Origin of the sequence: Bremerella cremea, assembly GCF_003335505.1 — a bacterium.
GTDB lineage: Bacteria > Planctomycetota > Planctomycetia > Pirellulales > Pirellulaceae > Bremerella > Bremerella cremea_A.
The window spans coordinates 1,143,301-1,166,117 of record NZ_QPEX01000010.1 but is presented as its reverse complement, the minus strand read 5'-3'; the positions used below and the strand labels follow the sequence as shown (position 1 = coordinate 1,166,117).

Genomic DNA, 22,817 nt, shown 5'->3' with positions numbered 1-22,817 from the left:
CGCTACTTCTGAAAACGTCCTTGTAGGATGCAAAAATGGGAACGCCTGCTAAACGATTCCCGACGGGGGATCTTCCGAGACTACTTGGTGGCGCCAGCAATAATGCCCAGGAAGCTATCTGCTTTGAGCGAGGCACCACCCACCAACGCGCCGTCAATGTTCGGTTGCGAAAGTAGTTCAGCGGCGTTGTCTGGCTTAACGCTGCCACCGTATTGAATGCGGACCGATTCCGAGATTGCTTCGCCATATTTGGCGGTCATCAAAGCCCGGATGCCGGCATGCACTTCTTCAGCTTGAGCTGGCGTAGCAACTTTGCCGGTGCCGATAGCCCAGACCGGTTCGTAAGCGATAACGACCGACTTCATCTGTTCAGCGGTAACGCCAGCCAGGCTGCCATACATTTGTTCGGCGACAACATCAGTTGTTTTGCCTGCTTCTCGTTCTTCTAGCAGTTCGCCCACGCAAACGATCGGGGTTAGGCCAGCAGCGAGGACCGAATGCACTTTCTTGCAGACGTCGCTGTTGGATTCGCCGAAGATGTGGCGGCGTTCGCTGTGTCCCAAGATGACATACTGGCAGCCAATGTCCTTGGCCATCTCGGCAGAGATCTCGCCGGTGAATGCACCGGAAGCTTCGTGGTAGCAGTTCTGGGCACCAACGCCCACCTTGCCAGCGGCTGCCGTGGCAACGGCATCCAAGTAAACGCTGGGGGCACACACGGCCACTTCGACTGCGTCGCCGGCAGTGTTGCCTTCGGCAACGCCTTTCACCAAAGCAACGCCTTCGGCCTTGGTGGTGTTCATTTTCCAGTTACCAGCGATGAAAGGACGTCTCACCCGTCGTTCTCCTGCGGACCACAATGGCCGATCAAATTAAAGACTCAATTGATGTCTGCGTAGGGAATCTAGCCGGTTATTCCGGTTGAGGATTGCCTACGCAGCCATCAATAGAATAGATCTAAGTCGTTCTGCCTGTGCAGAATGAAACCCGTAAATATAACAGAGTGCATGCATGTCCGTCGAGGTCACCTCTCACCGGTTGGGGGCATAATTTTCCGCCGTCAACCCACCTGAGAAGGCCGTTCTGAAGATTGGGAGCCCTGGGACGACTACGTTAGTTCACCGGTTCCGTCTTTTGGTACGAGCCGAGAATCTCCAGACGGAGGGTCTTTTTCTCGAGTGAGGCGATCATCCGCCGGATTTTCAATTCCGAGCTATGCCCCTCCATTTCGACGAAAAACAGGTACTCTTCCGGCGAATTGGCAACCGGAAAGGACTCGATCCAGGTCAAATTCAGGCGGTTCTTCTTGAAAATGTTCATGGCATCGGCCAATGCCCCCGGTTTGTGCTCGGTTTGGAACAGCAACGCAGTCTTGTCGTTGCCTGTTTTGGGGGCGGTTGAGTGGGAGATTACCGCGAAGCGGGTGATGTTGTTAGGGTTGTCCTCGATATTCGAGGCAATCGTTTCCAGGTTGTAATTCAACCCAGCCGCGCGGCTGGCAACGGCAGCGGCCCCCTCCTTTTGGGCGGCCAGTTGGGCAGCGGCAGCCGTGCTAGTCATCTCGATTGGACGAGCCGCAGGCAGGTGCTTGGCCAGCCAGTTGCGGCATTGCGACAGGGCTTGCGGCTTGCTGAAGACCTCGCGGATTTCTTCGCGAGGGCATTTCGCCAGAAGCTGATGATGGATATGCAGTTTGACTTCGCCACAGATCTTGGTGGGCACTTTAGCGAACATTTCAAGGGTGTCGGTCACACGCCCATCGTTCGAGTTTTCGACCGGAACGAGTCCAAAATCAGCCTGATTGCGCTGGATTTCTTCAAAAACGGCCGCGATGGTAGCGACGGGCGAGTAGTCGGCATTCGCCCCAAATTTTTCTACCGCCGCTTGATGCGAATAGCTGTACTGCGGCCCAAGATACGCCACACGTAACCGGCGCGAGGCGCTGCGGCAGAGGCTTAATATCTCTTGCATCACTGGGGAAAGCGATTCCTTGGCCAGCGGCGTCTTATTGCTGGAAAGCCATTTGGCAAGTTCACTTTCTTCCGAGCTCAGCTGCTGCTCGATGGTCAAACTGGGGGCGTTCTGGACAATTTTTTGGCAGGCATTTACACGTTTCGCCAGTAAGTCGAGGATCTGGCTGTCAATCTTGGCAACGGTCTTCTTGAGATCGGTTGCCGATGTCTTACGCGGAGTCTTGGCCATCGCAGCTTGGGGGCTTAAAGAAAGGTTTTCAAGGCAATTTGGGAAGGCGAGCCGCAAAGGTCTAGCCGATGACAGCGATCTTCCAAGGATCGTCAAATGAATCATAACTCATCTCGGACTGGCATAAACCTAGGTGCGTAGAAGGTTTGTGGCAATCTGCTGCCATTTTGGCAGAGTCAAGCTGCCGTGCGAGGGGCTAGAAAAGGAAATGAAAAAAGAATTGTGTCGTAAGCTACTGTATTAAAGAGACTTGCGGAAAAAGTTGTGTTGTAGGGGACAGTTTTGGCATACCTCTTGCAATTCCCTTTTCCAACCGTGTGATTCTGCAGATTTGCCGATCACATCAACGTGTTACTTAAAACCAATCCCATGCGAAAAGCTGGGTAATTACATACGAAAACTCTGACGCCCTCGGGCGCAGTTCTAGCGAAAGAAAGAGGTAGTCATCATGGCACAAGGTGAAGTGATTATTGGGATCGACCTCGGTACCACGAACTCCGTGGTCGCGGTCATGGAAGGTTCGGAAGCAAAAGTGATTCCGAACGCCGAAGGTAGCCGGCTTACCCCGAGTGTTGTGGGTTACACCGACAAAGGGGAAGTCCTGGTCGGCGAACCGGCACGTCGTCAGGCGGTGACCAACCCCACCAAGACGGTTTACTCCATCAAACGCTTCATGGGGCGACGTCATAACGAAGTCGACTCGGAAGAGAAGTTGGTGCCGTACAAGGTCGTTGGTAGCTCTGACGAATATGTCAAAGTTCAAATTGGCGACAAAGAATATACGCCGCCAGAAATCTCGGCCAAGATCCTGCAGAAGCTGAAAGCTGCCGCTGAAAGCTACTTGGGACACAAGGTCAGCAAAGCGGTGATCACGGTTCCGGCTTACTTTAATGACGCTCAGCGTCAGGCCACCAAGGATGCCGGTCAGATCGCTGGTTTGGAAGTGGCTCGTATCATCAACGAACCGACCGCAGCCGCTTTGGCTTACGGTTTGGGTAAGAACAAGGCCGAAAAGATTGCCGTGTTCGACTTGGGCGGTGGTACGTTCGATATCTCGATCCTCGAAGTCTCGCCTCCTGAAGATGGGGAAGACGGCGGACGAACCGTGTTTGAGGTGATCAGCACCAGTGGTGATACGCACCTCGGTGGTGACGACTTCGATGAGAAGTTGATCCACTACGTGGCGTCCGAATTCGAGAAGACCAACGGAATCGATCTTCGCAAAGACCAAATGGCACTGCAGCGTTTGCAGGAAGCCTGCGAAAAGGCGAAGAAGGAACTCAGCGGTCAGGCTTCGACCGACATCAACCTGCCGTTCATTACGGCGGATGCCTCGGGGCCGAAGCACTTGCAGATGACCATTAGCCGTAGCCAGTTCGAGCAGATGACCGACGACTTGATCGAACGCTGCCGAATTCCGGTTGAGAAGGCTTTGAAGGATGCCAACCTAACTGCCAACGATATCGACGAAGTCGTGTTGGTTGGTGGTTCGACCCGTATCCCGAAGGTTCAGGAGATGGTCAAAAAGATCTTCGGCAAAGATCCTCACAAGGGTGTGAACCCAGATGAAGTCGTTGCCGCAGGTGCCGCTATCCAAGGTAGCGTGTTGGCCGAAGGTGGTCGTAAAGACGTGCTGCTGCTGGACGTTACTCCGCTTTCGCTCGGTATCGAAACGCTCGGTGGTGTGTTCACCAAGTTGGTCGAACGCAACACGACGATTCCAACCGAAAAGAAGCAGACCTTCAGCACGGCAGAAGACAACCAGGGTGCGGTGACTGTGCGTGTGTTCCAAGGGGAACGCCCGATGGCTGCCGACAACCGCTTGCTCGACGAGTTCAACCTGGACGGAATCGCTCCGGCTCCACGAGGCATGCCGCAAATCGAAGTCAAGTTCGACATCGACCAAAACGGTATCCTCAATGTGTCCGCCAAGGATTTGGGCACTGGTAAGGAGATGAAGGTCGAGATCAAGCAAAGTTCTGGCCTGTCGAAGGATGAGATCGATCGGATGCAGAAGGACGCCGAAGAGCACGCCGCCGAAGATAAGCGGAAGCGTGAACTGGCCGAATCTCGCAACGAAGCCGAATCGCGTTGCTTCCAGCTTGAAAAGCTGATTAAAGAAGCGGGCGAAAAGATCTCGGACAACGACAAGGCTCCGCTGGAAGCCGCGATCGAGAAGACGCGCGAAGCCGCCAAAGGCGAAGACGTCGAAAAGATCAAATCGGCCATCAGCGAGTTGGAAGCTGCCTCGCACGCGGTCAGTAAGATCCTGTACGAAGCTGCCGCCGCCAACAACCCGGAAGCGGCTGCCGCAGCGGCAGGGGAAGCTCCGCAAGGCGAAACCAAAGACGGAGGCGACGATGACGCCATCGACGCTGAGTTCGAGGTCAAGAAGGACTAATTAACCTTCTGCCCACAAAGCCGGATACAACAAGTCCGTGCTATGTGACTTGAAGTCTGTTATAGAGAAGGGCTGGGGCCGCAAGGTACCCGGCCCTTTTTATGGACCGAAGGCATTGAGGAGCTTACGAGATATTGGATGTTATTGAAGTAGTCATCCCATAGCCGGTCAATCTGGCTGCGTTCAATTTTGCTTGTGTTTGCTTAAACGGTCCGCACAGCGGTCCCTACCGAGATTGGAATATCCTTGCAATAAAAGTAAATACAATGCGTTGGTTCTGAGGCCCAGAGGGCCGACCTAATGTAGCCAGGGGCGTTAGCCCCTGGAATCGGGATGATAAAGTAGTAAGCCCTGGCAGGGCGACCGAAGTGGAAAGGTGCGAAGACGTGCCCCAATCGTATGCTCGCCTTTACGTTCACATCATCTTCGGTACCAAACAGCGCAGTCGTTCGATTAAGCGAGAATGGGCACCGAGGTTGTACGAATACATCGCCGGGGTCCTAAGAAAACGAGGCTGCCATTTGATCCTGGGTGGCGGCGTTGAGGATCATGTTCATCTTCTCGTTTCATTATCGCGGGAGGAAAGTTTGTTGAACGTTGTCCGTGATGTGAAATCAGCATCCAGCGGATGAATCCACGAGAAAATATACGGCGAAAAAATGTTTGCCTGGCAAGCTGGATATGCCGCGTTTTCGGTGAGCCAATCGTCGTTGGAAGACGTAAAGAATTATATTGCGAATCAAGAGGAACATCATCGAACGCGAGCGTTTCATGATGAGTTAAAAATGTTCCTCATGAAGCACGGAATTGAATTTAAGGAAGAGTACTTAACGGACTGATTGTTGATTCAAGATTTCGGTCGCCCTTCCAGGGCTATTGTGATTTTAGATCAACCATCCAGGGGCTCACGCCCCTGGCTACATTCGACCGGCCCTCTGGGCCTTGGGAGAATAAGCGAGTGTGGGAGTGAATTGAGTTTGACTGATTTAATTGCCCATTTATCGGTCCGCACAGCGGACCCTACGGGCCCCAAACGCTCTTCGCTGAACACGATGAACTTCAAACGAAACAGGGAGTGATTACTTAACACTACGCCTGATTACATATAAGGAATTTGATGATGCCTCCACAATTTGATAAATACACGATCAAGGCTCAAGAAGCCGTTCAGGCTGCGCAGCAAATGGCGGCCGAGGCGCGGAATACTTCGCTCACGCCGCTTCACCTGCTGGCGGCCTTGCTAGTCGAGACCGGCGGCGTTGTGCGCCCACTGCTTGAAAAAATCGGAACGCAGCGTGGTCAGATCGAATCGATGGTGAAAGCGGAACTGGAACGTCTTTCGACCATGACTGGCGGATCACAGTTGCGGTTGTCGAGCGAGCTTGATCAGGTCTTTCAAGCGGCCCAGAAGCAAGCCGACGCGATGAAGGACGAATTTGTTTCGACCGAACATCTTATGTTTGCCCTCTCGCAGGTGCCGTCGAAGGCGAAAGACATCCTGCAAGTGAACGCCGTGACCGAGAAAGATATTCTCGATGCGCTGCGCGAAGTGCGGGGTAGTTCACGGGTTACTTCCCAGAGCCCGGAAGATACTTTTCAGGCTTTGCAGAAGTACGGCATCGACCTAGTCGACCGAGCGCAGAAGGGAAAGCTCGACCCGGTGATCGGTCGCGATGACGAGATTCGCCGCACGATCCAGGTGCTCTCGCGTCGCACTAAGAACAATCCTGTGCTGATTGGTGAACCAGGCGTCGGTAAAACGGCAATCGCCGAAGGGCTCGCCTTGCGGATTATCCAAGGAGATGTGCCGCAAAGTTTGAAGAACAAGCGTGTCATCGCGCTCGATATGGGGGCGTTGGTCGCCGGGGCGAAATTTCGCGGCGAGTTTGAAGAACGCTTGAAAGCGGTGTTGAAGGAAGTGCAAGACTCGCAGGGAAGTGTCGTCCTGTTCATTGACGAACTGCACACCGTGGTCGGGGCTGGCAAGGCAGAAGGGGGCGCGGATGCGGCCAACCTGTTGAAGCCTGCGTTGGCTCGTGGCGAATTGCGTTGCATTGGGGCGACCACTTTGGATGAGTATCGTCAGTACATCGAAAAAGACGCGGCGCTCGAACGTCGTTTCCAACCGGTGTACATCGGCGAACCTTCGATTGAAGACACGATCGCGATCTTGCGTGGTTTGAAGCCTCGTTACGAAGCGCATCATGGTGTCAAGATCAAGGACTCGGCGTTGGTCGCTGCAGCGAAGCTTTCCGATCGTTACATCACCGATCGATTCCTGCCAGATAAGGCAATTGACCTCGTTGACGAAGCATCAAGCCGTTTGGCTATCGAGCAGGAAAGCGTCCCCGCTGAGATCGATCAAGTGCAGCGCCGTTTAACACAGCTGCAACTGGCCGACCGGCAACTGGCGGAAGAAACCGAAGAGACTGCTATCCAGCGTCGCGAAGAAATTCAAGACGAGATGGAACAGGTTAAACGTCAATTGGCCAGCTTGCGAGAGCAGTGGGAAGCGGAAAAGCTGGGTATGGGGGACGTTGCGGAAACGCGCGAAGCCTTGGCGGCTGCCGATCTCGAATACTCGCGTCTGCATGCGTCGATTCAAGAAGTGCAATCGGCCGGCCAGCCAGTTTCCGAAAGCGACTATCAGCAGTTGTACGAACTGCAGAAGAAGCGAGAAGCGTTGGTTCAGCGAATGGAGTCAGAATCGGAGTACGAAAAGGAAGACAAGGACGAAGCCAAGTCGCAGCGTCGTTTGCTTCGCGAGCAAGTTACCGAAGACGAGATCGCAGAAGTCGTCAGTCAATGGACCGGCGTGCCGATTGCCAAAATGCTAGAGACCGAACGGGCCAAATTGTTGGTTCTAGAGGAACGTTTGCATCAACGCGTCGTCGGCCAAGACGAAGCGGTGGTCGCGGTGTCCAACGCGGTTCGACGTAGCCGTAGTGGTCTGCAGGCAAGCAATCGTCCGGTTGGCTCGTTCATCTTCCTGGGCCCCACCGGCGTTGGAAAGACCGAATTGTGCAAGGCATTGGCGGAAGCACTGTTCGATGACGAAAACGCGATGGTCCGCATCGACATGAGCGAGTACATGGAGCGTCACGCCGTCAGTCGACTGATCGGGGCACCTCCCGGGTATGTCGGCTACGAAGAAGGAGGCAAGCTGACCGAAGCCGTGCGGCGGCGCCCTTACAGTGTGATCTTGCTCGACGAAATCGAGAAGGCGCATCACGATGTTTTCAACATCTTGCTGCAAGTGTTGGATGATGGCCGCTTGACTGACAACCATGGTCACACGGTCGACTTCACCAACACAATTGTGGTCATGACGAGTAACATCGGCAGTCAGGCCATTCAGCAGATTGCCCAAGAAGGGGGCAGCGACGAAGAGATTCGCGAAGCCGCCCAGGCCAATCTGCGAACGAAGTTCCTGCCTGAGTTCTTGAACCGGATTGATGACATCATCGTCTTCAAGCCGCTGATCAAAGAACAAATTCGTTCGATCGTCGACTATCAAACACGTGGACTCGCCCAGATGCTGGAAGAGCAGGGGATCGAGTTGTTTGTTACCGACGAGGCGAAGGATGCGTTGGCGGAGGAAGGTTTCGATCCGCTGTACGGAGCTCGTCCCCTGAAGCGAGTGATTCAGAACCGCCTGCAAAATCAGTTGGCCACGTTGCTACTGAAGGGCGAGTTCAAAGATGGTGATCGGATTTCGGTTGGTTTCGATGGAACGAGCTATACATTCACGAAATCGGCCGCCGGTAGCAGCACGGTGGAATCGACGACGGTTAGTTGATCTTCTCGGCTGAAAATTAGTTTTCGACAAGGGACGCGAATAGGCTTTTTGCCCATCGCGTCCTTTGGTTTGCGCGGTAAGATAAAAGTAGTTGTAAGGACCACGAGATTTTTCGACCGCGAAGAAAAGGAGCAAGAAATGAAAACGCGATTTGTCATTCCGCTCGTACTTTGCCTTGGTTGTCTTGGGATCTTACTGACGCAACCTGAAGTCGCGCCGGCGAAGCAAGATTCCGCAACGTCCCAGGCAGCCGTAGTGCATCTGTCGCACTTCACCGATGATTTACATCGGGCATCAATGGGGTTAAAAATTGCCAATCTGATGCAAGAGAACGGGGTTGCGACAACGCTTTTCCTCGACATCGAGGGAGCCAGGATTGGCGATACTCGGCAGTCGCTAGATGTCGTGTGGGGAGCCTCCGACACAACATTGGCCAAACTGTACAACGACTTCGTCGCCAATGGTGGTGTTGTGGTTGTTTGCCCGCACTGTGCTAAAGCTGCGGGGCTCGATGCCCAGCACCTTCGTAAAGGGGCTATCATCGCAACCCAAGGAGATATTGTCGACCTGTTTGTGACTGCCGATAAGGTGGTTGATTACTAACAGCCGGTTGGTTTTCTGCTTCCGTAGCGAGCTATTGAGATTGGCAGTGCAGAAGGCAATCGTCGCAAGAGATGGTTGCGGTCTCTTGGGTACTGATCTTAGCAAGGGGACGCTGTAGAAAGTTTTTTCTTCGCGTCCCCAATCTTTTTCTTGGCACAACGAATACCCTATCGAGCCCGGGCAGATAGTTAATCAACCTGAAACCAGGAGATGCTGCCGATGAACGTGCTAGTGATATTGCTTTCTCTGATCGGGGGTTTGGCCATTGTCAACGCCGTGGTGTCTTGGAGCCAGCAAAGAACGCAGGAACCACATCATGGTGGTCAGCCCACTCGACGTCGCCGTTGCTCGCATTTAGATGCAGCGAGCAGTGGGATCGATTATGATTACGGTCACACCCATCATGGTTTCTTCGATGTCAGTGATTTCGGAGGAGGGGACCATGGTGGTGGAGGTTTTGATGGGGGGTGCGACGGTGGCGGATGCGATTAGCTTGCCATCCGAGAATAGCTGGACAGGACACTTATGATACTGCTGATCTATCTTGGGTTCGCTGTGGTGGCTTTGCTGGCGATGGGCGGGGCCTTGGCGGTCGTGGAGTTTAGCCATCGCCGTCGTGCCGATGGAACGCGTTACGGAGATCCCGTGCTGCTGGGCAAGGCGAAATCAAGTCGCGATTGGTTGGATGCGGACGAATCGGATGTGAGTGATTCCATCGATATCGATATCGACGTTGACTAATACGCGACAAATCTATCTAGGAGGTAACAACGATGATCGAAGGAATCGGTGTGCTGGCCGTGATTGTCGTCGCTTGGATGGCGATCTATTACATTCCCCAATTTTTCCGGCTGAGTGTTCGCCGGACTCACTTCCGCGGTCAGAAAGGACGCCCCAGACGTGCGTCGTTTGGGCGGAGAAGAGATTCTGCTGATGGCGACGATTAGTTCAATGCCACAGGCGACTTGGTAGATTTGGCCGGTCTTTTTGAGAGCTGCGGATTCGATTTTCTTGATTTAAGCTGATCTGTTAGGCCGCATCTCGCATCTTTGGATCGGGCGAGAGCAGTTCGATTTCGACCGCGGCCAGCGCCTTCACCAGGGCGTCATCTGGTGAAGGGCGGCGCAGCGGGTCTTTGGCCAGCATCTTCGCGACCAGCGTATCGAGCGAGCCCGGAACGTGCGCAACCAGGCAGCGTACGTTAGGGGCTCGCTGCGATAGTTGGGCTCTTACGATTTCCTCGGTGGTCGATTGATTGAAAAGCTGACGACCGGTGATCAGTTCAAACAGAATCACGCCCAAACTATAGGTATCGGCTTGAGGAAGCACCGGGGCCGAGCGAGAAAGCATCTCGGGCGGCAAATAGCGGAGTGTGCCTTGGCGATCACACTTGCGGCTGCTGCAAGGAAGGTTCAGTTGTACGCGCTGAGCGAAACCGAGATCGATCAACGTGGCGTGACCGGTCTGCGAGAGGATAATGTTATCCGGCTTCACATCGCCATGAATCCAACCTAGCTCGTGCGTGGTGGAAAGCCCCTGAGCTAATTGCCTTGCAGCCCAAACGGCGGTTCCTAAGGGAATGGAACGACCAGAGGCTAAGATCTCGGAGAGGGTTTGCCCCCACACACGTGGCATGACAACAAACGAACCGGGACGGGCATCGATTACCGGCACAACATGAGCCGACGTGATTTCGGCGCCGGCCTCGGCTTCGCGAATGAGGCGTTCGCTGAGGAGCCGGTCTCCTTTGAACTCGGGACGGATTGTCTTCAAGGCAAAGTCCCAACCGCTGAAGCCACCTTGGCTTGGTCGGGCTCGGAAAACGCGAAAGTAGGTGCCTTCGCCTAGTTGCGGACCAACCTCCCAGGCTCCATGTAAGCAGCGTGGCGATCTTCTTCGCGAAGATGAGATCGGTGGTTTGAGTTCGACCGAAGACAAAGGTATCGTCCTTAGCGTATCCGTACAAAAAGACTCCTCAATTACCTCCAATATTCGACCGTCGATGGCGAAAACTCTGATAGTGATACGAGTTATCTCGTTATCGCGGCCAGTAGGGTTATTCCGACTAGGCAGCTTAGAGCGTTTCTAGGCGGTCTGGCCGGTCTTCCACCGCCCCCTTTGGAGATTTCGCCGAAATCAAGTAAGATGGGTAGGTAGTTAAATAAACTCGAACATTTCACAGAGGTAGATTGCGCAATGAAGAAGCTCGGATCCTTGTTGGTTCTGGTAGCCCTGACGACCTTGATCTTGGGTTGTGCCCCTAAGGGCGACCCGTCGGTTAAGAATCCCAACTCAAACAGCACCGAATCAAACACGACCAACTAGTTGGGTCCAGAACTGGTAACCCCATACGCAACTTGCCAAACAATAAGAAAGACCGCTAGCCAATTGGCTGGCGGTCTTTTTTTGTTCGAACCTGGAAGATGGGAAGCCCTATTCGCTAGAGCGATTGTTCCGCTGGGCTTCTTCCAGGCGTTTGATGTCTTGTGCCGAAAGCTGAGGGCGATCGACTTTGATGGTCAACTTATTCAGCTTGGCGGTCAAAGGGAACGGAGGTTGATAGTCCGCATCGTTGACGCCGGTTAGCGTATCAGAGCCGATGTCGAACGATTCATCCCATTGCAGAATCAGCGGAATCGTCTTTTCCATCTTGATGGTTTGCACTTCTTTTCCGTCCACCTTCAGGACACCGGTACCCGGCCTGCCGAGACCGCTGAAGTTGTTGTACATGAGTGTGCCAACGCCGATTCCATCGTAAGTGAATGCGAATTCCAGCGTATGCTTGCCTGGTTTCAGAGGCTCTTGGCCTTCCCACTTAATGCGTTGCAGGTCGATCAGATTCCATAGAAAGACAGGCTTGCCTTTCAACAGATAGAACCCGTACCCTGCGAAGCGGCCACCCGAGGTAAGGATCATCCCTTCCGCGCCCCCTTCCGGCACTTCAATCTCGGCAGTGATCGAGTAGGAAGAGTTCAGCAGCATGGGCGAATCCCCTTGCGGCAGACCGATCATCGGAACCTTGTAAACGAATTCGGTTCGACCTGCCGTAATGTTGGGACGTGGGGCGATAATGCGGGCCGCAACGGAAGCATCCAGCGGAAAGACCTGATACTTGTTAGCTTCTTCAATGAAGAGTTGCTTCATCGCTTTGAGCTTTTCCGGGTGCTGATCGGCGATGTCTTGCGACTGACTAAAGTCTTTCGTCAAGTCGTATAGTTCCAGCACTTGATTGTTGAGTGGATCGGGATTGGCGACCCCAAATGCTTGCCAAGGGGCACGGTTGACTTTGGTGCTGAGTAGCCAGCCATCGTGATACAGCGCCCACTGGCCCATCATCTCAAAGTACTGCGTCTTGTGGCGAGAAGGTGCATCGGCGTTGGCTTGATCGAATGTGTAAGCCAAACTGGTCCCTTCAATTGGCGCTTGTTTAATGCCATCGACGACTTCAGGAGCAGGGATGCCAGAGACTTCCAGGATGGTCGGTACGATATCGATCACATGGCAGAATTGGTCACGCATGCCTCCGTGGTCTTTAATGACCGCTGGCCACGAAACGACCATGTTCTGGCGGATCCCACCCAGTTTCGAGGCGTTTTGCTTGAACCAGGTAAACGGAGTATCGAAGGCCCAAGACCAGCCAGCCGACATGTGATTGTAGGTTTCTTCAGTGCCCCAAACGTCGTACCATTTCATCTGGATATCGACAGGTATTTCGTTCACGCCGTTGAAGAACGCGACTTCGTTGGGGGTTCCTAAAGGACCTCCCTCGGCACTGGTACCGTTATCGCCGTTGATGTAGAAGATCAGCGTGTTCTCGATCTCGCCAATGTCTTCAACGGCCTGGATAACGCGGCCAATTTCATAATCATTGTAGGCGCCATAGGCGGCGAAAATTTCGACTTGGCGAATGAACAGCTTCTTTTCTTCCGCAGTACAATCGTCCCAGTTCTTGATGACATCGGTTGGCCAAGGTTCTAACTGGGTATCGGCTGGAATGACTCCCAGGCGTTTCTGGTTTTCAAAAATCTGTTCGCGCAGCTTGTTCCAGCCGTCGTCGAACAAGTGCATGTCGTGGATCTTCTTAACCCATTCTTTGGTCGGATGATGCGGGGCATGCGTTGCACCGGGGGCATATTTGATGAAGAACGGTTTGTCAGGGCTGATCTGATGGATTCGGTTAACGTAATCGATGGCATCGTCTGCCATGCCAGTAATCAAGTTCCAATCCGTTTTGCCTTCAAAAGGATAGATTTGCGTGGTGTTGCGAAACAAGTTCGGCTGCCATTGGTTGGCATCGCCGCCGACGAATCCGTAGAAATATTCGAAGCCCATCCCGGTTGGCCATTGGTCAAACGGCCCAATCTGGCTGGCATCGAAAGCGGGTGTGTTGTGGTCTTTGCCAAACCATGCTGTGCTGTAGCCGTTGTCTTTTAAGATCCGACCGATGGTCGCTTTGTCTTCGGCGATGATACTGTTATAGCCCGGAAAACCGGTGGACTGTTCGGCAATAACACCAAAACCAACCGAATGGTGATTGCGACCTGTTATCAGCGCTGCCCTCGTCGGCGAACAAAGAGCCGTGGAGTGGATGTTGTTGTAGCGTAAGCCTTTCTTGGCAAGCCGATCCATCGTCGGTGTCGGGATCACGCCACCAAAGGTGCTGGGCACGCCAAAACCGGCGTCGTCGGTGATAATCAGCAGCACGTTGGGAGCCTTCTTCGGCGGTACGATCCGCGGTGCCCACCACGGCTTCGACTCCAAAGCATCATTCTTGATGACGCCCCCAAAGGCCGGATTTGGGGCTGGCAACTGGTTTCCGGGAATCGGTGCGGAGGCAGCGGGAGAGCCGATTGGAGGCGCCGATGTGTCAGCAGCCAACGCTAGACTACCCATCGTTAGGGCGAGAAGTATCGCAGGAATTTGGCGACCGAGAGACCGAATCATCCGGCACATAAGCTAATCCTTCGTGTTGCTAAAACAGAACATGCCTAAGGGGTGATCTTGCGAGATATCAAGGCAGGCAAAAAAAAAACGATATCAGATAGGAAAGTGGGAACGCAGGTCCGCAAGATTCCCCTGATTCTGGTGAAGTTTGATTGAAATAGCAAGTTAATTACATGAATCTTTTTTTAAGATTGTCGTCCGGGTCGTGAGCCGTTTAGCCATTTCCAAAATCGAACTTAGCCTATCGATGAATTATAGGGCTTTCGTATCATGCCAGCGTCAGATCGACGAGGCCATCCCCTACGCGGAATTGAAGTTCTTGGTAGGGGGCTAATCAGCCAGCGCGGGATAGTCGATGTAGCCATGGCTGCCAGGCGAATAGTAGGTGGCCACTTCCGGCGTATTAAGGGGAGCGTTTAGGTGAAAACGTTTCGGTAGGTCTGGATTGGCAATGAACGATTGGCCAAAAGCAATTGCGTCCGCTGCCCCTGATTCAATGGCCTCAGTGGCGGTTTGCTTGTCGTAACCACCATTGGTAATCAAAACGCCATCGTAGTGTTGGCGAATCGTGGGAGTAATGCGTTCGGCATCGGGGTTGTAGATTCGGCCAGGTCGAATCGATTCGGCCGTATGCAGATAGGCCAAGCCAAGTGGGGACAAAGCTTCCGCCACTTGGCGGTACAGGCCGACGGGGTTTTCATCTTCCATGCCGTAGCCGTTCATCGTGGGGCTCAACCGCAGACCGGTTCTTTGGGGAGACCAGTCATCGGTAACCGCCGCGACGACTTCCAGCAGAAACCGCATCCGGTTAGGAATCGAACCTCCATAGGCGTCCGTGCGTTGGTTCGATGCGGTTCGTAGAAATTGGTCGATCAAGTAACCGTTTGCTCCATGAATCTCGACTCCATCGAAGCCAGCATCACGTGCCCGCCGGGTGGCCTCGGCATAATCGCCGACGATTTGGGCAATTTCGGGAATGGTGAGTTCATGCGGGATGGTGAAGGGCTTCTTGCCGGTTGGCACATGCGCTTCGCCCGGGGCGGCAATTGGACTTGGGGCAACTGGTGGACGACCGCCGTGATAATCGGGATGCGAAATTCGTCCCATGTGCCACAATTGCAGGAATATACGACCTCCTGCCTCATGAACACGATCCGTAGTCTTTTGCCAGCCGGCAACATGCTCGTCGGTATAAATGCCAGGGGCATCGTGCCAGCCGTAGCCTTGTGCGCTAATTGCGGTGGCTTCAGAAATGATCAGCCCGGCGGAAGCACGCTGAGCGTAGTACTCGGCCATCATCTCGTTAGGAACGCGACCTGGTGCCCGCGCACGGGTGAGCGGAGCCATCACAATACGATTTCGCAAGGTCAGATCACCGACCTGCAGTGGGCGGAAGAGGACATCGTCGTCAGCAGTGGTCATCGGAATTTCTCCAGGGAGCGGACTGGTCGTTTCACGTTGGCAAGCCTAACACGGACTTGCTATAAGGACGGGACGAGCCCACGTTAGCTCCGATGCCTAGAGTGATGCCGACGTTACGCAGCTTGGTCGCCGCCGGACAGAAGAATCGTCCTCGGCGGCGAACGTGCGACACCTGTCCCTTGAAGCAAGCTTTCCGGTAATCGGTTTACCCACGGATGGGTGCGATTGGCAAAGCAACCAATCGCTAGTCCCATCAAAAACGCCAGCTACGGCAGTTCTTTCACCCGAATTCGGCGATATTCCATCTGCCCGCGATCCCCTTCCAGGCCGATCGAACCGGTCTCGGGAAGCTGAAACGCTTCTTCCAACACTTCGCCGTTACAGGTGCAATGGGCGACGTTGTCTTTCACGGTGACGACCATCTCGTTCCAGTCTTGCGGCTTGTAGTTCTTCAGATCCTTGTAGGGACCGGCCAACGAATAGTCGCGACATTGAAGCTGCGGTTGGCGAATGAAGACACCGCTGTCGGCGTTCGGGGTTGCGCGGAATTCTAGCTTCAAGACGAAGTCGTTCGGAAACTCGCGCGTCGTCCACAACTGCTGAATGCGGCGACCTTCGGTGGGCGTGGTGACGACCAGTCGTCCGTTGATTGCCTGGTAACGACCATCGCTGCTCTCGGTCTCGCCATCGAACGCGATATCTTCTTTGAAGACTGGCCAAGCGATCGAGGTCTTTTTGCCTTCTCGCTCGGGGTTGGCCTTGAACATCCAGCCGGTCAGGTCTTTGCCGTTGAACAGACTTTCGTAGCCTGGTTCCACCTCGAAGTCGTCTGCTTCTGTTTCCAAATAACCGAGCGTCGCAAAAATGGGCCGTAAAGCAGCCGCCCACTTGGCGTAGCCTACTTGGTTCGGGTGCAGCAAATCAGGGAATTCTTCCTTCTTGGCATCTCCTTGGGCGTCAGCGAAAAGCGTCCAGGTATCAAGCAAGGTGACCTGCGGATCACCCTTCACCGCTTGGGAGTACAACTGGTTGATCTGCTTGATCTTATCGGCAGGCCGTTTTTTCGAGGCGGAACTAGGGAAGACTTCACACAGCACAATCGGCATGTCAGGGTTGTGTTTCTTCAGTTCGGCCACGATCAATTCCAAATTGCTGGCGATCGTTTCCGGGGAAGCACCTTCCTCTAGGTCGTTGGTCCCCAGCAGCATGACCACCGCTTTGGGGTTCAGCGACAAGACGTCCTCTTTCAAACGAATCAGCATGCCGCGGGTTGTATCGCCGCTGATTCCCCGATTGGCGACCTTCATGTCACCGAAGCTACCACCAAGGTTGTCTCCCCATCCTTGCGTGATCGAATCGCCCAGGAAAACGACCGCGTTCTGGTCCTGCTCGACCTGCTTGGCCCAGCCTGAACGTTTGCTTTGCCACAAGTTTTTAAACCAATCGTAGCGGCGAATCGGCCCTGTGCCGGGCAGCCCTTCGTCGGTTGCCGGAATGGCAAAGTGATCGGCCGAGGTCGCTGGCTCTTGAGCCAAAAAGGAATTGTTAGTCAGGCAAACCAACGACAACGCCAGCAGCGTGAATAGGCGGAAGCGGACCAGCATGGTGGTGACTTTCTGATAGGAAGGACGAGGGCAAAAGAGGCTGCGCGACACTATTATAGTCAGGCAACAAAGGGGGCACACCTTGAGGATTTTCATCGTGAAAATCATCATGCTCTGCAGGCCCCGATCTTCAGAACAAGATTGGCCTGAGCATCTGAAAAGTGATCTTAAACCCGGCTTTGGTCCATGTAGCGACTTCTCAATAACGAATGCTTGGATGCGGAGTAAGTTAGTTATTTTGACATCTGGCTGAAGGCCTCCAAGATAAGTTGCACGTTAATGTCCTTACTAGGATTGGAAACACCCTTGGTCCAGAAAATCCACCCCTCTTGTCTTTGTTCGTAAACCGTGCGACCAAATAAAAATTGCGAATCGTGGCGAACACCGTAGCGAAAACGTTCGTCATGGCGAATATTTGCTTCTTCTTCAATCAATTCAATGGCTAGGCGGGTGACTTCGTTATGGTCGCCTGCACGGTCTGCAAGGATTAACGCTGCCAGTGTTAGAAAGGGATACTCAACTTCGTCCTGCGAGTTATTGAGGTAGTCTCGCAGGGATGGCAAAAGATCTCGCACAAGAGAGAAGTATTGGTGATTTGTCGGCAAGCAATCGGTAACCAGATCGTAGGCAAGATAATTCATGGGCCGAATGTATTCGGCTGTTTGGCCGTGAGAGATTAGGCCCCATGCCACACAAGTGGTGAATCGGCGGTAGGCTCGAAATGCCTCCGGATCATCGTAGTCTACTGGATTACCCCAGCCAGTTAAGTTGATAACTTCGGTCAGTTCAAAATCTGTTTGCTGAGGAATTTGGCCAGACTGCAATAGCTTGGTCCAGACTCGAACGTAGTCATGGTACCCGGGATCTGATGGTGAATAGTCCTGGATGTGTTGTTCGGTGATCTGGTTACGTACGTATTCAAAAAGTGCTTTGATTTGAAGTTTCATAGGGAAAATCGATTGCAGTGAGTCATTCCTGTTGAGCAAAGACGATAGGTAGAGCTTTCTTTTTATCAATATTACCGATGAGTCTCCTATCTGTGCTTGTCCCGACGGGAAAGAAGCGGCACCGAAACAGGGATTAGTGCGGTCGATAGTTGCCTTGAGCCTGTTTGCGGCGTAAGATAACGGTTTTCTTCTCTTTTTCTCGGGATTTCCCCTCGCATTGCACCCCCCTCGAAGGATCGTTCCCTTGAATCGTTTTTCCCGCATAGCATTGTTGTTATTGGTGGCTACGTGCCTGGTAAGTTGTCGTGCGAAAACCGAGAACACGGCGGCTGGTAGTGGCGGCTACGAATTTCCGATTGAAGCAGGCAAGTACCGCATTCTCGGCATTCGGACGGACAATACGGACCATGCCCGCGCCAAGCAAAACGCTGAGTCGGCGATTGCCAACAATCCGAACTTGAAAGCCATGGTCGGCTTGTGGGCTTACAATCCACCGATGATTTTGAGCGCGGTGGAAGGGGCCGACAAGGTTGGTGAGATTCAGGTCATTGGCTTCGACGAAGACGAGGTCACGTTGAAGGGAATTGAAGACGGCAAGGTCTACGGCACCGTCGTGCAGCAGCCGTTCGTGTTTGGTTACAAAGCGGTCGAGTTGCTTTCGGCGATGGTACGAGGGCAGGAGCTTGACATTCCTGAAAGCAATCTGGTCTTCGTCCCTTACAAAACGATCCGGAAAGACAACGTCGGCGAATTTCAAGCAGAACTCGAGCGAATCAACGCAGGCAAGGGAACCGCTCCTCCTAAGAATCAGCCGGAGTACGATACCAGCGAGAAGGTCAAGATCGCCTTCCTGACCAACACCGTCGACCCTTTCTGGAACTATGCAGCCGAAGGGGTGCATGTGGCTGAAAAGGAATTTAACGCCGAGTGCAAAGTATACGATCCGCCGAACGGTACCCAGGAAGAACAGAAACGTTTCGTCGAACGCAAAATGGGTGACGGCTGCCAAGGGCTGGCTATGAGCCCCAGTTCACCAGAAAGCCAGACGGATCTAATCAACAAGGCGGTCGAAGCGTTCAACGGCAACATGATTTGTCACGATTCCGACGCCCCCAACAGCAAGCGAAAGATGTACATCGGCACGCATAATTACCTGGCCGGTCGCGAGGTTGGCAAGTTAGTGAAGGAAGCGGTTCCAGAAGGAGGCGACGTGATGATCTTCGTTGGCCTCATGGAACAGCTTAATGCCCAGGAGCGAAGTGCCGGGGTGATCGATGAGCTGATGGACAAGCCGATTCCACCTGAAATTGCCCAGTACTTGCCCAAAGACCAGCGGCCGACGGAAACGAAACCTGCGGAAGAAAAGTAACCCCGGCTTCTCATGGGCGAAAGCGATTCGCCTGGCAAGGCTGGAAAGTGATAGGCACCATGACAAACGACTCTCCGCCGTTTCTTGAGGTCGAGCGGATCTCGAAACGTTTCCCAGGCGTGAAAGCCTTGTCGGAAGTTTCCCTGCGCATCGGGGCAGGGGAATCGGTGGCGGTGATTGGTGAAAACGGCGCCGGCAAAAGCACGCTGATGAAGATTCTGGCCGGAATTCAACCGCCGGACGAAGGAACCATTCGCGTCAACGGTCAGGCGGTGGAAATTCGTGGTGTGACCGATGCCCTAGAAGCTGGCATTGCTCTGATCCACCAAGAACTGAATCTTTGCGACAACCTTTCCATTGGCGAGAATATCTACCTTGGCCGCGAGCCACGCACGTTTGGCTGGATCGATCAGGCCCAGATAAACTCCCTCTCACGCACGTATCTGCAACAAGTCGGGCTCAACGTCGATCCCCGCAAACCCCTGGTCGAACTTTCAATCGGTCAGCAGCAACTGGTTGAAATCGCTAAGGCCCTTTCCTGTAATGCGAAGCTACTGATCATGGACGAGCCGACCTCGAGCCTTTCGGCACGTGAGGTGGACTGCCTTTTCGAGGTGATCCGATCGCTACGTGCTGCCGGCGTGAGCATCGTTTATATTTCGCACCGCCTCAGCGAGGTGCATCAGGTTTGCGATCGGGTCGTGGCTCTGCGTGACGGTAAGAACAGCGGCGAGCTTTCGCGGGAAGAGATCTCGCACGAAAATATGGTGCGTCTGATGGTCGGACGCGATCTCGATCAGTTCTACTCTCACCAACCACAAACGCCTGGCGACGTGGTGTTAGAAGCCAAAGCGATCAAAACGTCGACCCATCCGGCGCACTCGATTAGCTTTCAACTTCGAGCAGGAGAAATCGTGGGCCTGGCCGGTTTGGTGGGGGCAGGGCGAACCGAATTGTTCGAGACGTTGTTCGGCGTTACCCCGCCGCTGGAAGGCACCCTAGAGATTGCTGGGCAGCAGGTCACTGTTCGTTCCCCTCGCGATGCGATTGCGCACGAAGTGTTCTTGGTGCCAGAAGATCGCAAACAGCAAGGGTTGGTCTTACCGATGGATGTCGGACAGAATACGACCCTGCCAGGACTCCACCGACTGTCGTACTTTTCGTGGATCGATGCGTCGCGCGAACAGCAGGTGGCCGACGAAATGGTCAAGCGAATGCGAGTCAAGACTCCCAGTACGCGGCAGATCATTCAATATCTTTCGGGTGGCAACCAACAGAAAGTGGTAATTGCCAAGTGGTTGGCGATGCAGCCCAAGGTACTGTTGCTGGACGAACCGACCCGCGGCATCGACGTGGGGGCGAAGCACGAGATTTACGAACTGATGGAAGAGCTGGCCCGCAAAGGGGTGGCGATCTTGTTCGTTTCGAGCGAGATGGAAGAAATCCTCGGCATGTCGGACCGCGTATTGGTCATGCACGAAGGAACCCTCGCAGGTGAACTTGCCCGCGACCAGCTAAGCGAGGAGGCCATCATGACCTTGGCAACCGGCCAAAGCTTGGCTGGTGCCCTTGGTGGTTAACAAGCTTCCCCGAATGATTTGCACTTATGCGAGAAGAGAGAAGCACTGAATGCTTAAGAATGCCGTCCTGTTTTTGTTGATCTTCGCGATCTTCGGGATTACCGCCGTCAACGTTCCCACGTTTGCCAACGCCCAGAACCTGGGGATCATGGCCCGCTGGACGGGGCTGTATGGGATCATGGCGATTGGGGCCGCGTTTGTCATCATCGCTGGCGGGATCGATCTATCGATGGGATCGATGGTGGCATTGGTCGGCGTGCAATTTGGCATTCTCATTAACGACCAGCAGATGAACCCTTACCTGGCGATGATCGTGGTGCTGATTGGCGCCATGCTGATCGGGCTGGGATACGGTCTGCTGATTACCAAGCTGAAGTTACAGCCGTTTGTCGTCACGCTGTGTGGACTGTTGGTACTGCGCAGTATTGCGAGGTTTCTGACGCACGACAACAAGATCTCGAACTTCGTGCATCCGGACGGGGGAACGAATATTGGGTACCTGACCAGTGCTGAGTTTTTGCACATACCCTATCCGTTGTGGATGTTAGCTTGCATCGCGATTATCTCTGCGTTGGTGCTCAACAAAACGACTTTCGGGCGTTACTTGAAGGCGCTTGGCAACAACGAGCAAGCGGCCCGTTATAGCGGTATCAATACCGATTGGATCACGATCAGCGCGTACATGATTTGTTCGTTGCTGTCTGGTGTCGCGGCGATCTTGTTTGCCATCGATTTGAACAGCGTCGGCCCGAACGAAGCAGGCACGTTCTACGAGCTGTACGCGATCGCAGCGGCGGTGCTTGGCGGTTGTAGCCTGCGAGGTGGAACGGGCTCGATCGTCGGCGTGGTACTGGGAACGGCCATCTTGCGAGAACTCTACCAAGCGATCGAGACGCTGCAATTCTCGGAACTGGAAGGAACCGTGATTGGAGTCGTGATTCTGGTGGGCGTAATCGCCGACGAGATCATCCGCCGCGTTGTCGATGCAAGAAGACGTCAGCAAGAAGTATCTGCAGCCAAAGAGCGGTCTGGTAGCGGCTAATGAGTGCTTCTCATTGTTGGCGCCTGCGTGCTGATTAATTAATCAGACGCCTGCCGCTGAGGTGGAGCAATTTCTTTTTCCTCTCTGCGGCAAGCGAGATTCATCTTACGCGAAGAACTCGACCGCGTTCTCGAACAGTTTCAAACCGTCGCCGGGGCTGTTGCCTTCGCCGCGTGTCCAGCGGGGGTGATGGGTAGGGTCGATGTAGCGTTCCGGGTGTGGCATCAGGCCGAAGATCCGGCCGGTGGTGTCGCATACGCCAGCGACGTGACGCTGGGCACCGTTGGGGTTGTCGGGGAAGCTAACACAATCTTCCCCTTCGCGATTGGCCGAATACGTAAGGCACAACTGGCCAGCCGCTTCCAGGCGATCAAGCGTGGCTTCGTCGCGGGCTACGAAGCGACCTTCTGCGTGAGCGACCGGTAGGTACATCTGGTCGATGTCTTTTAGGAAGACACACTTTTCGCCGGTCGTTTTTAGGTTCACCCAGCGATCTTGAAACATTTGGCAATCGTTCCAAGCCAGCGTACTGGATGGCAAGCCACGCTCGTCATCGTCGAGCAAGAGACCCGTTTTGATCAGAATCTGAAAACCATTACAGATCCCCAAGATCAACTTGCCGTCTTCGTGAAAACGTTTTACCGCGTCCATCAAGTGATGACGCATCAAGCTACCCACAATGCGGCCGGCGGAAATGTCGTCACCGTAGCTGAACCCGCCAGAGAGGGCCAAGATTTGGTAGTCGTGCAGCAGCTCTGGCTTTTCGAGGACGCGATTCAAGTGAACGCGATCGGCCATGGCGCCCGATTGCTCGAACGCGTAGGCTGTTTCCAGGTCGCAGTTGGTTCCAGGGGAACGAAGTAACAAGGCTTTAGGCTGAGCCATGGCGAGAAATCTTTCCGTA

Annotated in this window: 16 protein-coding genes and 1 pseudogene; 9 read left to right on the top strand and 8 right to left on the bottom strand. The window is 53.9% G+C overall.

The genetic code is table 11. The annotated features are described in order from the left end of the window. Positions 1 to 80: 80 nt before the first annotated feature. Together tpiA and pheA are read right to left on the bottom strand one after the other, a co-directional pair. Positions 81 to 836 carry a triose-phosphate isomerase gene (gene tpiA / locus DTL42_RS05710; protein WP_114367692.1) on the bottom strand — a complete coding sequence of 252 codons (756 nt, stop codon included), beginning with the start codon at positions 834 to 836 and terminating at the stop codon, positions 81 to 83. 277 nt (positions 837 to 1,113) lie between these two features. Further along, positions 1,114 to 2,202 carry a prephenate dehydratase gene (gene pheA, locus DTL42_RS05705; protein WP_114367691.1) on the bottom strand — a complete coding sequence of 363 codons (1,089 nt, stop codon included), beginning with the start codon at positions 2,200 to 2,202 and terminating at the stop codon, positions 1,114 to 1,116. A 448-nt stretch (positions 2,203 to 2,650) separates the two neighbouring features. Between pheA and dnaK the strand changes: the two genes are divergently transcribed. The 6 genes and pseudogenes from dnaK (at position 2,651) to DTL42_RS26200 (ending at position 9,952) form a co-directional block, all read left to right on the top strand. Further along, complete coding sequence (dnaK, locus tag DTL42_RS05700; RefSeq protein ID WP_114367690.1) at positions 2,651 to 4,603, top strand: molecular chaperone DnaK; 1,953 nt, start codon at positions 2,651 to 2,653, stop codon at positions 4,601 to 4,603. 368 nt (positions 4,604 to 4,971) lie between these two features. After that, positions 4,972 to 5,442: pseudogene (tnpA, locus tag DTL42_RS26695) on the top strand (IS200/IS605 family transposase). A gap of 281 nt (positions 5,443 to 5,723) precedes the next feature. Further along, positions 5,724 to 8,402, top strand: a complete 2,679-nt coding sequence (clpB, locus tag DTL42_RS05690) for an ATP-dependent chaperone ClpB (RefSeq protein ID WP_114367689.1) — start codon at positions 5,724 to 5,726, stop codon at positions 8,400 to 8,402. A 138-nt stretch (positions 8,403 to 8,540) separates the two neighbouring features. Next, a complete protein-coding gene (locus DTL42_RS05685; RefSeq protein ID WP_114367688.1) occupies positions 8,541 to 9,005 on the top strand; it encodes a DsrE family protein in 465 nt (154 codons plus the stop codon). Positions 9,006 to 9,530: 525 nt separating this feature from the next. Then, a complete protein-coding gene (locus DTL42_RS05675; RefSeq protein WP_114367687.1) occupies positions 9,531 to 9,746 on the top strand; it encodes a hypothetical protein in 216 nt (71 codons plus the stop codon). Positions 9,747 to 9,778: 32 nt separating this feature from the next. Continuing rightward, a complete protein-coding gene (locus DTL42_RS26200; protein ID WP_158545247.1) occupies positions 9,779 to 9,952 on the top strand; it encodes a hypothetical protein in 174 nt (57 codons plus the stop codon). Positions 9,953 to 10,034: 82 nt separating this feature from the next. On the opposite strand, the gene DTL42_RS05670 is transcribed toward DTL42_RS26200, so the two are convergent. The 5 genes from DTL42_RS05670 to DTL42_RS05650 form a co-directional block, all read right to left on the bottom strand. Then, positions 10,035 to 10,943, bottom strand: coding sequence for a serine/threonine-protein kinase (locus DTL42_RS05670; protein WP_158545246.1), 909 nt, complete (start codon positions 10,941 to 10,943; stop codon positions 10,035 to 10,037). Positions 10,944 to 11,438: 495 nt separating this feature from the next. Further along, positions 11,439 to 13,958, bottom strand: coding sequence for an arylsulfatase (locus DTL42_RS05665; RefSeq protein ID WP_199590027.1), 2,520 nt, complete (start codon positions 13,956 to 13,958; stop codon positions 11,439 to 11,441). Between the two features lie 321 nt (positions 13,959 to 14,279). Continuing rightward, positions 14,280 to 15,371, bottom strand: a complete 1,092-nt coding sequence (locus DTL42_RS05660) for an alkene reductase (RefSeq protein WP_114367685.1) — start codon at positions 15,369 to 15,371, stop codon at positions 14,280 to 14,282. A 266-nt stretch (positions 15,372 to 15,637) separates the two neighbouring features. Continuing rightward, entirely contained in the window at positions 15,638 to 16,975 is a 1,338-nt protein-coding gene (locus DTL42_RS05655) for a GDSL-type esterase/lipase family protein (protein WP_114367684.1), read from the bottom strand. 233 nt (positions 16,976 to 17,208) lie between these two features. Beyond that, on the bottom strand, positions 17,209 to 17,922 hold the full coding sequence (locus DTL42_RS05650; RefSeq protein ID WP_114367683.1) for a hypothetical protein: 714 nt from the start codon (positions 17,920 to 17,922) through the stop codon (positions 17,209 to 17,211). 244 nt (positions 17,923 to 18,166) lie between these two features. On the opposite strand from DTL42_RS05650, the gene DTL42_RS05645 reads away from it, so the two are divergent. The 3 genes from DTL42_RS05645 to DTL42_RS05635 are packed head-to-tail and all read left to right on the top strand — an operon-like array spanning position 18,167 to position 21,913. Continuing rightward, entirely contained in the window at positions 18,167 to 19,291 is a 1,125-nt protein-coding gene (locus DTL42_RS05645) for a substrate-binding domain-containing protein (protein WP_158545245.1), read from the top strand. A 59-nt stretch (positions 19,292 to 19,350) separates the two neighbouring features. Beyond that, complete coding sequence (locus tag DTL42_RS05640) at positions 19,351 to 20,871, top strand: sugar ABC transporter ATP-binding protein (protein ID WP_114367681.1); 1,521 nt, start codon at positions 19,351 to 19,353, stop codon at positions 20,869 to 20,871. Between the two features lie 49 nt (positions 20,872 to 20,920). Then, entirely contained in the window at positions 20,921 to 21,913 is a 993-nt protein-coding gene (locus DTL42_RS05635; RefSeq protein WP_114367680.1) for an ABC transporter permease, read from the top strand. A 105-nt stretch (positions 21,914 to 22,018) separates the two neighbouring features. Here the strand turns inward: DTL42_RS05635 and purQ are convergent, their stop codons facing one another. After that, the gene (gene purQ / locus DTL42_RS05630) at positions 22,019 to 22,798 is read right to left on the bottom strand and encodes a phosphoribosylformylglycinamidine synthase I (protein ID WP_114367679.1); all 780 of its coding nucleotides are present in this window, start codon (positions 22,796 to 22,798) and stop codon (positions 22,019 to 22,021) included. Positions 22,799 to 22,817 lie beyond the last annotated feature (19 nt).